Genomic DNA, 14469 nt, shown 5'->3' on the forward strand with positions numbered 1-14469 from the left:
ATCAGAAACGCTGATGGTGAGGCGTTGATGGTAAGGTTTTACCCTGGTGGCGAAATGCTGCTTGATCTCCTGATCATCAACGACGTCAACTACTTCGGCAAAGCGCAGTACCAGTTTGACGACAATCTAGGGGATATCGGGTTCCGCTTCGAGACCGGTGAGCGCGTCCGGGCTGAGTGCATCGAGGCCGGGAAGGACATACTCGGCCAGGACCAATGCCTCATGTACAAAGTCTTCTGGAGCGATTTCGACCTATTCCCAGTGGGGACCATCGCTCCGAACCCCATTGTCTAACATCTCGACTCGCCCCGCATATCGTTCACGTATCGGCGGCAGAGTGGTCACCCTGCGGGAGTATCAGCAACGGTCAAGAGAGGACTGAACGCCTACCGGCTGGCGCCGGTAGGATCTCCGAAGAATATACTGCAGTCGTCGTATTTTCAAACAGCCTCGGACGTAACAGACAAAGCTCAAGTCATTGCTATCGCTATGTACTGTTCCCCGAATGCAAAATAGCCTGGCCGCAACACATTCGTCTTCTATCGTACCAACGTGACCACGGCTTCGAAGGTGTCCTCACTTCCCACGGTGATGGTTCGGGAGGTGGTCTCAAAGCCCTCCGCTGTACAGGTGATCCTGTATTCCGCATTCTTGAAAGCACCTAAGCGCACCTCGCCGCGATGATCGCTAAGCGCGGCGATATCTGGCAAGTCCACGTCCCTGGAGGTCATCATGACACGTGCATCGGGCACGGGACTTCCCCCCTCGCGCAGGACATGGACCCGGATTATCGTCGCGGCTCCCGGCATACAGGTCAGGTGGATAGCCAGTGGATGAAGTTCTGGTGGACGGGTGTTGTGATCCGTGTGGCAGAGTTCGTTGTTGCGCCGCCGTATGCATGAATTCCGAATGCCGTACGTTCGCCATCATGGATCCGATATACAGCCGATCCGCTCTGTCCGCCCGCTGTGTCGATGTCGTAATACACTTTCCGCGTGGAGACCGAAGCGATTCGATTATGATGATACCATTGCGTGCCCGCCGACTTGTCTCCGGGATATCCGGACAGATTGCCATGGGCCGCAAGGATCTCAGCATTCGACAACACGCCGAACCCGATTGTCCCGACCTGTTCACCCAGATTGGTGGGGATCGTGATTGCGCCATAATCGTACTGCGGGTCACCGTTATCAGCCCAGCCAACCACTGAATGGAATATCTCGCTTTTCACGATGTCATACGGCAAGTCAGTACCATTCCGCCCAGGCATAACATCGATATGGCGCACCCAGCCATTGCGTTCTGGGACCGGACTATTTGTGATGTAGACGACATGGCCCGCAGTGACCAGAGTGTGCGGCCCAATGAACCAAGCGGTGCCGATCCAGCGCGATCCATCCCGCGCAGTGATGAGCAGCGATGCGTGCGCCCGCCAAGGATAGTTGTGAGTCTGGGTGATCTGGATTCGATCATCAGCACCGTGCACGGTTGTCGGCTCAAATTCGGGAGATCCGTAGGAGGCCTCGGCGATGTTTCTCAAGCCTTCTGTATTGGGAGCGGAACGAACCAAGCTGGACGCATCAAGGCTGCCGCCACTGACGCTCTCGAGCGCCCCCCGAGTACGAGCGCGTGCCGTCTTCACGGACCCGGTAGATGCCGGATGCGTGACCAGAACCTCGACCTCGCTCTCGCTGTCGGGATCGGCATTGGTCACCGGCGCGTGGAGTCCCACCGGCACGACGACATCTTGCTGACCAAGCGCCGCCTTGACCGCACGCAGTACGTTCAATCTGCCATAGCCCATGCGGTCATTACGACCGTTCACATAGGGCAAGGGTCCGACTTTGTCTGCGGTCGAGCGGATGATCTGGCGAACCTCATCCTCCTTGAGGTCTGGGTTAACGGAGAGTACCAGACCGACCGCTCCCGCGACGATAGGTGTCGACGACGAGGTCCCGTTGAAACTGTCGTAGTAGTTTCCATGCGGTGCAGGCGAGGTGTTGTAGCCCCCCGACCCGGAATTATCGGTGGTGTAATTATGAACGCCTGGTGCTGCGACATCGATCTTCGGCCCCCAGTTGGAGCCCCACCAATGCTCACCATCCTGACTGGTCGGGGTCTTGGGCTCGTCGTACTCATTACTTGCCGAAATCGAGAGCACATTGTCGAGGTTGCTGGGATAGTCGTGCAGGGCATTGGCGTTACCGGCAGCAATCGCGATGACACAGCCCTTGCCATTACGGCCCTGGGTTCTCGCCCGTTCAAAGGCGTTGGTAATCGCAGACGACGGAGCGCCACCGCCCCAGGAGTTGCTCAGGACATCGGCGCCGTTTTTCCAAGACCAATCAATGGCGCGCATGATCCAGGAATTGCGCGTCACCCAATCAGCACCTTGCTGCGGTGAGTAGGCGATGCGAACTGCGAGGATCGAGCATCCACCGCCAATTCCCAAGACGCCCTTACCATTTCCATGGATGGCCGCGGCGAGCCCCGCACATGACGTGCCATGAGCATCCCAAGGATTGGGTTCTTGATAACTGTCGTCATCCGAACCGTCGTATGAACCTACAATGGCCGCTGCTAGGTCTTCGTGAGCAGTATCAACTCCCTCATCAAGGATCGCGATCTTTATTGCCGGATCGCCGACGGCCAACTTCCAAGCGTCGCGCGCCTCGGTGATGTCAATCGCGTACTGTTTGTTTGCTAAAGGGTCGGTGACAGACGACTCCCGCTGCTGCGGCTTCACGGTGTGTTTTCCGAAGATAACGAAGTCAGGTTCGACATAGTCGACTTCGCTTTGACTATCTAACGCTGCGATAACCTCAAACGGATCCTTCCCCGGATCCATGGTAACGACATACTCGTTCTTATCAGTTGCCTCGATGTCCAGATCGTAGCTCTTGAAGAACCGCGAGGCGTTGGTGCCAGACTTCAAGCCGACGAGCAAACGATCAGTGGCGACGCCGAAATTCTCACCGAACACGAAGACCGGCGAAGCACGCTCGACCACTGACTGTTGGCGAACACTATCCAGCGCGGCTTTCACGCGGACGTCCGGAGCAATCGGAGACCGTGCGACTGGGAAGATCGTGAATTTTTCTTTCGGGATCTCGAAGCGTTTGTCGAAATTGCCGAATTCCGGAGTGGACACACCGGCCAGACGATTGCTGTAATGTGCAGGCTCTTTGAATCTAACGGCAACGAACTCCGTTGAAACCTTCAGTTCAACACCCTCTCCATTAGCGCTATACTTGAAATCCATAACATTTCCCCTCCTAAAAACTGTATATGGGGGGAGACCCGACAGGGATCAATTTGTCCAAGCTAGCCAGCTTCCCCGCAGTACTTTTCTACCTTATTTTCACGAACGCATAAAGCCTGACATTCCCTCATAGGGTGAGCAAGCTCCGAGCAGCATCTCATCAACACCTCTCAGCGAAGCGCGAGAGCGTTCGCCTTTCACACTACAATGTAGCAATTATAACATATTGATATAAAGTAATAACTTTCACTTACCTTTGGGCGCTGACCACACTTTCGAAACGGGTTGCGCTAGTGTCCGCTATCAGAAAAAGGGTTGCGGACCTAAAGCCTCATACCAGTTGATATCTCGCCCAACCTCCCGGACGCCGTCTACGACAAACCAACGTTTGTCTGCTACGGAGGGATCAGAATGCCTGAATATGTTGTCTACTATCGGGTTTCGACGGAACGGCAGGGGCGGTCCGGCCTGGGGCTGGAAGCGCAGCGGGCGATGGTTGAGCAGTTCCTTCAGCCCGCCGACAACGTGATCGCCGAGTTCACCGAAATCCAATCCGGCAAGCGTGACGACCGGGCCGAGCTGTGGAACGCGATCAACCTCGTGAAGAAGACCCGGTCCAAGCTGTTGATCCCGAAGCTGGACAGGTTTTCCCGGAAGGTGTCGTTCATATCGGGGATCATCGACCAAGGCATTGAGCTGACTGTCTGCGAACACCCGAACGTCTCGACCTTCTTCCTGCACTTGCTGGCCTGCTTCGCCGAGGAGGAGCGCCGCCAGATTTCAGAACGCACCAGAGCCGCGCTCAGAGCCGCCAAGAAGCGGGGAACCGTGCTTGGCCGGAACGCCCAAGCCTTGGCGGCTAAACGGCGGTTAGAGAAGCGAGATTTCTTCGAGACAATACGCCCTGAGTTCGACCAAGCCCTCAGCGACGCGGGCAGCTATTCAGGAACCGCAGTTTTGCTGAACGAGCGGGGGGTAAAGACATACAAGAAAGGGCGTTGGCACCCTCAAACTGTGAAGAACTACGTTGCATTGACCCGTGAACCTCACGATGCTTCCTAGGGGGCAGGATCAATCTTCAAATAGGTCTAAGGTCGGGAAAGCGCAGACGAAGCTGACCACTCGTCAGTTCCTAAGATTGCCTGTTGTCAGTGTGATCACGAGCATGACTGAGTTTTATGACTCGGCGGTTGTCCACGTTCATTGAGATTGCCGCGTTCGGCCTGTTTAGGTCGCAGATCGTTCGTGTCATTCAGGTTCTTTTTTCGGTGCTTTTCCAACCACTGTAGCGATGACATGGTTTACAAAAAAACCGTTCTGAAAACTCAACGCAATAGTTTGCATGGTCTCTATGCCGTCGTCAGCAGTTTGGTAAATAGCAAAGAAGACAAGAGGTGAAACAAAGATGGAGAGATAAGTGTCACGTGAATTTCGAAATGATTTGACTATGTGCAAGAGCGGCACACGCGATGTCTTGCGTGACCAGACATACCGGAATGCTTGCCCGAGAACGATGCCAAAAAACAGCGGTATAGCGATCCAAACAATTCCGTCAATTATGGAAGCACCGGAACTGTCAAATGCCGCACCATAGGACGGCCAGTAATCGAAGGAGAATATCATCGCGCCAACGAGCAGCACACAGGCAAGGAATTGCAACAAAAGCGCCATCGAACTTCCTAGTTCTCCGCCCAAGCCAACATGCTACTAAGAGGTTCAAATCCTCCACATTTCGCAACCCTAGCTTCCGCACCACTGTAAGTAAAGGCAAACGTCTGAAGCGTGAGCTCATCGATTTCACCTATTAGTTCGCGCACTCTATCCTTGTTCCCCAAGAGAAAAGCAGCAGAATTATTGTAACTGAGGGTATTGATGCGCTCATTGTTTGTACGCGGCACGCCGTGGTCCGCGATTGCCTTCTCAGCTTCCACCATTGCTGCAGCCGCTGCGGCACCGTCGCAAAGTTGGATATGTGCCTCAGCTAAGGTTTCCCAGATACCAATCAAGGCTTTAGCCTCAGAAGTTTCGCTTGCCTGCCGCTCAAGTATTTCAATTGCTTGACCTGCTTCATTACGCAAAATTAGAATGCGGGCGAGTTTGAACTCCGCAATTTGCCGCCGGTTCGTGACCCATTCGTCGCCATGATCGCTAGACGCGTTTTCCACTTCCACAATCAAATCAAGAAGCTGTTCGACAATCGGAAGTGCACACTGCGTGTCATAGTCGCGCTCGCACTCGAACAATATCTCAAATAGGAGTTGGATGCGCTCAGGTCGAGGCAGTTGTTCTAGAGCAGGATTTTCTGCAACTGCAAGCAAGTGCTCGCGTACAGGCTTGATCGTTTGCAATTCACCAAAAAGAAAACCTGCTATAAGATCGGCATTAAACCGATCTGCAATATCTTGGCGCGCGGATAAACTGCGCAGGAGTGCGAACCAAGCTGGCAAAATAGTACCTTCAAACTCACTCGTCAAAGAAATAGCCGCAATCTTTAAGACCTTTTCATGCGAAAAAGGGTCTCTCAGGTCTTCTGACATAGCAATGTTGAGTGAGTGAATTCCCGAAATAGACCATTGCCCCATAGTCCGCCTCACTTGCTCGGCATACTCGACGCAATTGAAGGACGGCTCTGTGTGCAATCCCATATGGTTGGCGCCGCAATCGACAAACATGCCCTCGCCACCGAGAAAGGCTAAATAACTGTAGACGGGGTGCCCAGGCGTTTGCGACCAATCACGATCGCCATACCATGCGTACCAAAGCCTCTGATCAACCGCCGCTCCAGCCCCGTTAATGAACTGTACTGCCCAGTCGCGTCCTTCATCATCTGGCTTCAATAACACGGTTTGAGCGAGCGCAACCCAGAAGAAATGCTCAAGTGGAGCCACGTCCCGCATTGCTTCCAAAACCTTCACAGGAGCGACCGCGCATTTGGCACTGTTATCTAACAGCAACTGGGCCTGACACTCCATTAAGTAGATGTCCCAGTCCTTCCGCACGGTACCCGTGATTTCACCACGGCGCGAGATGACGTGTGCAGCAAGATTTTGGCGCTCTTCCCAAGACGATCTAAACCAGGAGAATGCGACGGATTGTAGGGTTGCTGGAGCGAGAGACTGCGCGCATGGCGAACCACAATGCGATGGGTCGATTTCCGGGACAACTGGTACCAAACCGGCGAACTCGGCTCTGTTTCCAAAGACCTGAACGCTTCGTGCCGCAATACTTTCAAAGCGATGTGAAAGATCATCGTGCTGAGTACGGGGCTGGTTAAGGAAATCCCAGATTCGGTTAAGGAAACCAGGGTCGCTAGGTGGCTCTGCGTCAGAGAAAACTGACTGCAGGAAAGCTTTTCGGAATGCTGGCTCCGCTAACATAATGGCAGCTTCATTGTCGGCTTCGCGCTCCCAGTTTCTGATCTGCAAGGTATCGGCTGAAAAATCCGGGGCAAGGGTCGGATGATCGTAGAAATGATGCGCCATTTCGTGTCCGAGTACTAATCGCGAGAAGAATGTTGGTTCGATAGCACCACCTAAAAGGCCAACCATTTCCTTAGAGGCGAACCTGAGTATTCCCAGATCGCAAAAGATGTATCTCAGTTCATCCTGCTTTATTGCTTTGCAGACTGAACCACTTTGAAAGCCTAGGCGCTGCAAGTCTTCACTGGGCAGTATGTATATGTTCACCAAATCTGGTTGAGGCAAGCCTTGCAGGTTGAAGTGAAGCCAACCTGTATCGCCATCAGTCTTATAATTAAGTGCTACGCTAAAGTTGGGTGGAAGCGACCGGTTGATGAATTCATAATCAGCATCTCTCAGTACCAGACGGCCTTCAGCATGCAATTCTCTAAGAATTTCGGAATATGCCTCCGCCCTTTGTCCCCAAACCATAGCTGAAACGGAAACGAAGCCAGCAGCTAGATAAATAAATATTTTTGCCATTCGCCCCTCATCTGAAACTAACTCACTTCAACAGCTTGAGATGCTCGATATCCTCTGGTTGCAGGTTACAGCTCCACTGATCAGAGGAGCCATCTTGAGGTAAGGCAAGCAGTGAAAATGTCAAAAGATGTAGGTTTCAAACTTTTTTCACGCACTGGTAGAGACGTCGACCCATAAGTGATACACTCCGAAGCAACGCTCTTACTGGTTTAGTTGTGTTTTGGGGTGGGTGATGCTGGAGCTTTATGTTGTGTGTGCAGGACTCGGGTACTTTGCCGGATTTGGTGCCTGCTTCTGGATAATGCGCTCAGAGTAGGTCGCGGCAAGTGTTCCGGTTTCATGAAGCTGATGGTGCCTGCTCGGCAAATTTCGAGTGCCCGGTGTGCCAGATCAAAATGGACATAGCTTTTGACGCAGTGCCTGCGAAAGGGGACGAATTCGATTGCCCGAATTGTCAGGCGCAGTTGATCGCGCACTATGCGCAGGACGAGCACAGTTAGGGGCTGCGGGATGGATAGCGGCGGGCTACCGGTCAGATTGGCAAAGGCGGATGAGGTCGCCGAGGTCCGGCAAAATGGGCGACGCGTCATCGGCTCCTACGAAGGTTTGACAGTTGTCGTCTACCACGATGAGGAACGGAACCTGGTTGCAGTTTCCCACGTTCTGCAAGTGGTAGCATCCAGCTAGGGCGCTGAGCGCTTAGGCATGGCATTCCCAGGTCACAGATGCCACAGCGAAACCGGCAGAAATGGTGATTGTCAGGCGCTCTCACCCACATAGTGCTTTTACCATGTTTTTAGACCGGGTGGGCCCCTGGGTCATTCGCTGAACGATAAAACCCAGTCCTTCATCGGGTCACGGGAATGCAGCTTCATGTCAGCCTGCAGCATATCCACGCTGAACACCGCCTTCAGGGCCAGGAATTGGTTAATCTCCAACTGCAGCGGTAGCTCATGTTTCACCTTCCTGAACCGCAGGTGTGTGGCTATTTGACTGTCTAAGTTTCACATATTAGTTCTCTATCAAAGACAGGCATAAGGAGCTGTAAAATGACCACGACACTCGAGGAACTGGAGAGGCAGAAAATCGAAATCGAAGCTGCCATCGAGCGTGAGCGCGGTAAAGAGGAAGCGAAGAAGAAGCTTGAGGCGTTGGCTGAAAAGCTGGGCTATTCGATTGAAGAGTTGTTTGTCTCGACAGCAGATGGAGAGCATACGAAACAGCGCCGGGCCAAAGCTAAGCCGAAGTACCGTGACCCTGAAAACCACCGCAAGAGCTGGGCAGGTGAAGATTCCGGGCGTCCGATGCCCGACTGGCTGCGAGAAAAGCTGGACGCTGGCCACAAGCTGGAAGAGTTCCTTATCAAGGAATGACCACAGGTCGGCTCCACCACCGACAGGGCGGGGTTCCAGGCCCCGTCCTTGCTGTTTCCGCATACCAAAACTCCTGCACGCCGAATACACAGACACTAAGAATACTTCGAACACACAGTAACCTAAACCGATACTAGACACGTCCGCAGCCTAGTAGACAAAAGGGCGGTTCAGAGTGATGTAACGTGACAATACCTCGGTCAGTTCCATGCAGTACTAAGGTATCAGCGACCGCTTCTCGTACTCCATCACATCCGACTCTCGGTTCTGCGTTAGCGGCGAGAAGATCGAAGCTGCTGACAAGGGTCGGATCACTTTCACATACAATGGTGACGACTGGTTGTTCATGCAGAAGGCACAAATGCGCTTCAAAGACAGTCGAAAAATCCACACTCTCTTCAACGCTAGTTACAACGGGGTCAACCGTGATGTCATCTATGAGGGAGAGGTCGAAGAATGGTACACTCACTCCTTTAAGCCAAGCACAACAAAGCAGAACCGGCACGGCTACGCTCAGTTCATACGAGAGCACGAACGGCGTCAAAAGGAAGGTCTTCCTACTGATTGCGCGATTCGTGCTCATGGTCGTCAGCACTACACAGATTACGACTGCCGATCTAGTATACACTTAGATGTTCCTATAATGTGGTGCATGAGGCGCTCATCTTAGAGCGCCACTTTGTTACTATTGATTCTCTTTTTTAGATTGACTGCTGCATAATCTCGTGATTAAAGCAGCGACATGACACGATGAGGATCAACGCCCTCCAGTGTCACTTTCAAAACAAAACACAAAACAATCCCTTTCGAGGGAAATGCGATAGGTTTTCCTGTCGTATTGGAAAGGTAACAAACATGACTGTTCAGGATTTCAAGTCAAGCTGGCCCACCATGGTAGAGGATATCGACACATACTGCGACTTAACCGACGACTGAACCCAAGCCTCAAAAAATAGTACCAAAGGAAACAACGCCATATGACTAATAATAAAATCCCCGAGTCCAACAAGCAGGCATTTGTAGAATTTGTCGAGCGGGCGGGACTCTGCCGACCTGCTGAGTGGTATCTCGAGCGGGTGACTGAAAATGCCAAGAAAAACCCTCATGGAGGCACAGGGCTATACAATCTCAGAGTCTACGGGCAGGAGGAAATAGTCTCCGAGAACAAAGACTATATTGGTCCTCTTACACCGTTCCTGCAGGCAATCGAAAATGTCATGGACATGGAAGTGTATCAGCATGGATATGATAGCCCATTCTGCGACGAGATGCTGCGGCAAGAAGAACACGATAAGGCACACCTAGTCTGTTTGGACGCGTGGCGGAAGGCTGACCATGAGGCGTTTCGGAAGTACGAACATGACCGGGGATACCACATTAGATTTGGTGACGAAGAGATTACTGCTGACCCTAGACAGGTGGACGTAAAGGTAGCAGGACAGATCGCTGAAATTCTCCATCGGTGGATTAATCAGGCCGTTCCTGAGTGGGTATCTACCGAAAATCTTCCCAGGTTGCCGATTTGGGACTTCTCACATCCTGTTGGTGACGTTCTACTGTTGATCACCCAATGTTTCAGCTTTCAGCCAACCAGAATGGAAGAGGACATGTGGATGTATGCCTACTACTGCGGAGATGAGAAAATTCTCTCGGAGCTTCGCCTAATCGACCAATGTCTTACAAAGCAGAGAGAAATCCTGTGCGCGTCGTCGGACAAATTTGAGACCGCTGAACGACGCCTTCTCATTCGCGAGATAAAAAACGAAGACCGAGATGAGCTGCACTCCCATGTCAACAAAATCAGGTCTTTGTTGGGCTTTGAGGACCTTATCACAGCACAGGCGAGGGTTTACGGAGAAAAGTGGAAGCAGATTAACAGCCGGGTGGAGGGTTGAACATGAACGATATCGAAGTCATCAAGTTCACCCCTTCAAAAGTAAGCGGTTCCCGTTCTGAAAACCGCTTAGCCATGAAGTGGATGCGAGAGAACGGCAAGGACCCGTCAAAGAAGGTCATGTTTGAGGGTGTTGGAAGAATGGAAGGGAAGAGCATCCACTTCGCCCTGATCAGAGGTGTGTCCGCTGCTGATGTGAAAAGACTCCTCAAGGAGAAGAAATCACAGTTGAAGGATGAGACGTGTTTCTACTGGGCATATTACCCAGCGGATGGTCACGGCGATACGATCGCAGATGGAGTGGACAGGTCTCAAGACCACCTTGACGACGTTCTCTTTGGACTCGGAGAGCGTGTCTTCGCAAAAGAGAATTCTGACAACGGCTTGCTTTTAAAACGTCCCCCAAAGGAAGATGTGTGAGAGGGGTAAGGTTTGATTGTGAACAACCACGAGGGCTGCCATTCGGCGGCCCTACGTTTGAGAAATGAAAAGAGCTAGAGTGGCTATCCAGAGGTCGCCACACTGTTGAGCAGTAAGGGTATAGAAGCGTCAAAAGTATCGAGGTTGCTCACCGAATGTTGCAACCCAGTCCTTCATCGGATCACGCGGATGCAATGTCATATCGGCGTCTTCCACATTCAGGTTGAACGCCGCCTTGGGCGTCAGAAATTGATCAATTTCCAGCTGGGGGAACAGGTCACGCTTCACCTTCCTGAGCACGACCTCGGCCTGGAAGCAGTTTGGCACCTGGTGCGGCACAAATGCTGTCTTCTTCCGCGTGTTGTCCACGTCCGTCTTGGTGCAAGGGATGCCAAGACCACCCGCTAGAATGTCAGCAAACTCCTGAGCCTTGAGCTTGTAGGTCGGGAAAATCTTCTTGTTGCCGAAGGCGTGAGGCTTGAGCTCGTGGGTTCCAGCTTTCCGAAGTTTATGGGCAATGATCAGATCCCTGCGCGCCCGTTTCAGGAGGCCGTCTTCCTTGGCCAGATAAGCTCCGGCTGGGCCTTGGGCGGCAAGCTTGCTCTCGAAGTATTCGGCCCATGCCCGGTAATCCGCCAACGTTTTCAGGCAATGGGGTGATTGCTTGTTATACTCTGACCAAATTTCACGGACGGTGTTGAACTGATCAACGGAGTCCCAAGCCCGCGTTGAGAATGCCAAGTGGTCGCACATGCCACCACTGCCGTAGGATGCCGGCACATTGCCTGCCTGGGCCGGGCGGCGTTTCCAGTCGAACTCCATCGACAGCCGCTTCTCCATCGTCTTGTCGACAAAATCCATGCCCTGTTCATACATCTCGCGAATGCCAGCACCCATGGTTACCGTCAGTGTGTCTGTGGGTTTGCGTTCAAAGAACAGACGCGTGATGTCAGCGTTCTGTTCAGCCTTGGTAAGGATGCCATTGAGCTTGATGCCGCCTTTCGCCAGCACAATATGTTCATCATCTTTCGGCACCATCCCAGTACCCTTCCAGTCGTCACCTTCTGAAGGTTGCAATGTCGCCTGACCACGTGTCCGCCACCCAACGGGCTGACGGACGACATGTTTGATTTCATAGATCTTGGATTCGACCTCTGATGGATCTTTGTCGCCAGCAGCCAGCCGGTATCTTGAGGCCGTGTAATTGCGGCCAAGAAAGCCCGTTGCAGCGTCCTGCATCTGCTGGTCTGTGGCCGTTGTTAGGAAACCATCTGTAGTCACGCTGAATATGCTGACGTCCAGAGGAAGGGCATTCATGATCTCCCCTAGGACCCCTCTGCAGAAGGCCGTGATGAAGGCAGCGTAGACAGGGTTGGTGATTGGGCTGGGCTCCAGAGGTTTCGTCTCAGCATCCCGCAAATCGTAGATTCGGCGCTCCCTGAGCCCTTGAGCCGTCTTGCCGTAGGTCGAGTTGACCAGCTCTTTCCAGAACAGGTTTTTCAGAGTCTTCTTGGGGTACTTGGACCGCTCCTCGATGCAGTGGAGGGCAAAGCCTGCAAAGGGGAGTTTTGGTTTAACGCCATCCGGACGAGTGCGTCTGGCAGAGTCGATTCGACGTCCCTCTACCATTTCAATGTCGGCGCCAAGCTGCAGGGCCAACAATATCTCACTGATGTGTGTGGTGCTGTTGCCCCGTCTTGGGAACAGCAACCCGTTTTCGGTTCGCACCGGCAGAACTGGATACCGAACATCCTCAGGGAACTCAAAATTCACATTGGCGAAAGCAAGGTCGCCGTGTGTCAGCTCACCGCTCAACAGCTCCTGCGTATCCCGGATAGACCGAATGCTAGACCAGTCCGGCTCACCGATCAGCGCCATCGCCGACGGATAAGCACTAGTCAGGTCATAGTCATACCAAACGCCCTCGGGAGCAGGGCCGAACCAGAATTGCTCATTCCTCCCGCCGTGATAGCACTCAGTAAAGAAGTCCTCGTTCCAGAATAGCTTTTTGACAGACACGGTCTTCTTCGCCGTCTGGAACCTTTGGTTTTTCTTGCTCCAGTATTTCTCGGTTATCTGTTCCTTACCGACAATGCCGAGAGGGTTGACACCTTGGGACCGCCAGTGTTCCTGGATCAGATCGACGCCTATCGAGGTCAATGTCACGGGAAGTTTGAACTTGCCGGTCTTCTCAAAATACAGCCGGATCATACTGACTGTGTACTGAGCGCAAACTTCGGCATCGCGAATGGCATATTCCCGAAATAGCGGCCAATTCGTCTCCATGACCTCGGCCATGTGTTGCTTGTAGTGCCGCTCTTGGTCAGGATCGTCAGATAGCTTCAACTTCTGAAAACCTAGGATGTCCCCAAGCTGGGCAAGGCTCTTTGCACCTGTGGGCGCGAGGGCAATCGTGTCACGAATTTTGACATTCAGCTGGATGGGGGCACCGCCACCGGTCTGCTTCAATTTGACGGAAATGTTCTTAGCAATATTCATGAACAGGTTGCGGACGTTTTCGAGGTTCATGGCTTTGCGGGAGGCCTCGTCCTTGAAGTCACTGAACCCCGGCACATCGGCACGGGTGAAATGCGCCACCAGATAGATGTCCACAGGGATCTTCAGATCCGGTATCGCACTGGCCCCAGCTGCAAGAGCATGTTCCACAAATTCAGACAGTGTTAGGCGATCATCATCACTTGTCCCTTCGGGCAACACGATCCCGGACCAATGCGGCTCGCTGTCGGCGTTATCAGGTGTGATTACGCGGCAGCTGTACTGATAGGAGAGCACCTGGTTCCGCAGCTCTACCTGACTGTCAGCATTGGTGACGGTCTCCCGTTGATACTCGGTGTCAAAGCCGATGATCAGATAGCGGGGATTCGGGTCGTTCTTCTTGTTCTGCGGAAGGAATTGATCTGTCCGAAACACACTGCTGCCTTGCATGGGAACCTGATTGTCGTGAAGCTACGAGATGAAGGTGCCGACTTGTCAATAATGGTAAAAGTCGTGCACCCACACCCATACGACACTTTTACTATTTTTGCCAGCCGTGATGGCAGCCAAACGCATGCCGCTGAGGTCGTGGGATAATCTGCCCCGTTCCCCGGTGTTTGGGGGACATTTTCCCGAATTTGCCAAACCGCCAAAAATCTCAGAAAACTCTTGGGTCTCAACGTATAAATAACCCCACACACAGAAAACACTTCGTACACACAGCCATATTGAACACAGCTCGCAGCTCTCTCGTATCAAGAACGCGATACAAACACACACATAGACAGCCCGAAGCGTCATGCAATCGGACCCAGTAGGGTCACGGCAATCTCCGCCAGTGGTGCAGAACCGAATTGAGTAGGTCGGCAGACATGACGTCATCGAAAAGTAGGGTTAGGAGACAGCGAAAGCGGGGGAAGGATGAAAGCCCCCATCAGAGAGCCAGAGCAAAATAATTGTCATCACGAGACGGGGAAGTGCCGTCGCCGAGCTAGCCGAACTGCCGTCCACGTAAAGCTAGCACATCGGTCCGCTGTTTAAGCAGCACGTAGGCTGAGACCGGATAACCGCCAGCCGCGCTTT

General features: G+C 52.8%; 11 protein-coding genes. 5 read left to right on the forward strand and 6 right to left on the reverse strand.

The features are described 5' to 3' along the window. Nucleotides 1-54 precede the first annotated feature (54 nt). Entirely contained in the window at nucleotides 55-294 is a 240-nt protein-coding gene (locus tag K3555_RS18425; RefSeq protein WP_260006567.1) for a hypothetical protein, read from the forward strand. Between the two features lie 245 nt (nucleotides 295-539). On the opposite strand, the gene K3555_RS25040 is transcribed toward K3555_RS18425, so the two are convergent. Continuing rightward, a complete protein-coding gene (locus tag K3555_RS25040; protein WP_409201666.1) occupies nucleotides 540-809 on the reverse strand; it encodes a carboxypeptidase-like regulatory domain-containing protein in 270 nt (89 codons plus the stop codon). 5 nt (nucleotides 810-814) lie between these two features. Beyond that, complete coding sequence (locus K3555_RS18430) at nucleotides 815-3262, reverse strand: S8 family serine peptidase (protein ID WP_260006568.1); 2448 nt, start codon at nucleotides 3260-3262, stop codon at nucleotides 815-817. 411 nt (nucleotides 3263-3673) lie between these two features. Here K3555_RS18430 and K3555_RS18435 point away from each other — a divergent pair, with 411 nt between their 5' ends. Next, complete coding sequence (locus K3555_RS18435) at nucleotides 3674-4324, forward strand: recombinase family protein (protein ID WP_260006569.1); 651 nt, start codon at nucleotides 3674-3676, stop codon at nucleotides 4322-4324. A gap of 186 nt (nucleotides 4325-4510) precedes the next feature. Here K3555_RS18435 and K3555_RS18440 read toward each other — a convergent pair whose 3' ends face one another. The 3 genes from K3555_RS18440 to K3555_RS18450 form a co-directional block, all read right to left on the reverse strand. Then, the gene (locus K3555_RS18440) at nucleotides 4511-4933 is read right to left on the reverse strand and encodes a hypothetical protein (protein WP_260006570.1); all 423 of its coding nucleotides are present in this window, start codon (nucleotides 4931-4933) and stop codon (nucleotides 4511-4513) included. A gap of 8 nt (nucleotides 4934-4941) precedes the next feature. Then, entirely contained in the window at nucleotides 4942-7203 is a 2262-nt protein-coding gene (locus K3555_RS18445; RefSeq protein ID WP_260006571.1) for a hypothetical protein, read from the reverse strand. A gap of 818 nt (nucleotides 7204-8021) precedes the next feature. Then, on the reverse strand, nucleotides 8022-8165 hold the full coding sequence (locus K3555_RS18450; RefSeq protein ID WP_260006572.1) for a hypothetical protein: 144 nt from the start codon (nucleotides 8163-8165) through the stop codon (nucleotides 8022-8024). Nucleotides 8166-8252: 87 nt separating this feature from the next. Here K3555_RS18450 and K3555_RS18455 point away from each other — a divergent pair, with 87 nt between their 5' ends. The 3 genes from K3555_RS18455 to K3555_RS18465 all read left to right on the forward strand — a co-directional run bounded on the left by K3555_RS18455 (nucleotide 8253) and on the right by K3555_RS18465 (nucleotide 10890). Beyond that, the gene (locus K3555_RS18455; RefSeq protein WP_039185128.1) at nucleotides 8253-8576 is read left to right on the forward strand and encodes an H-NS family nucleoid-associated regulatory protein; all 324 of its coding nucleotides are present in this window, start codon (nucleotides 8253-8255) and stop codon (nucleotides 8574-8576) included. A 977-nt stretch (nucleotides 8577-9553) separates the two neighbouring features. Then, the gene (locus K3555_RS18460; protein ID WP_260006573.1) at nucleotides 9554-10471 is read left to right on the forward strand and encodes a hypothetical protein; all 918 of its coding nucleotides are present in this window, start codon (nucleotides 9554-9556) and stop codon (nucleotides 10469-10471) included. A 2-nt stretch (nucleotides 10472-10473) separates the two neighbouring features. Beyond that, complete coding sequence (locus K3555_RS18465; protein ID WP_260006574.1) at nucleotides 10474-10890, forward strand: hypothetical protein; 417 nt, start codon at nucleotides 10474-10476, stop codon at nucleotides 10888-10890. A gap of 129 nt (nucleotides 10891-11019) precedes the next feature. On the opposite strand, the gene K3555_RS18470 is transcribed toward K3555_RS18465, so the two are convergent. Beyond that, nucleotides 11020-13836: a DNA polymerase gene (locus K3555_RS18470; protein WP_260006575.1), complete on the reverse strand. Its 2817-nt coding sequence runs from the start codon at nucleotides 13834-13836 to the stop codon at nucleotides 11020-11022. Between the last annotated feature and the right edge of the window lie 633 nt (nucleotides 13837-14469).

The organism is Leisingera sp. M527 (assembly GCF_025141525.1).
Lineage (GTDB): Bacteria > Pseudomonadota > Alphaproteobacteria > Rhodobacterales > Rhodobacteraceae > Leisingera.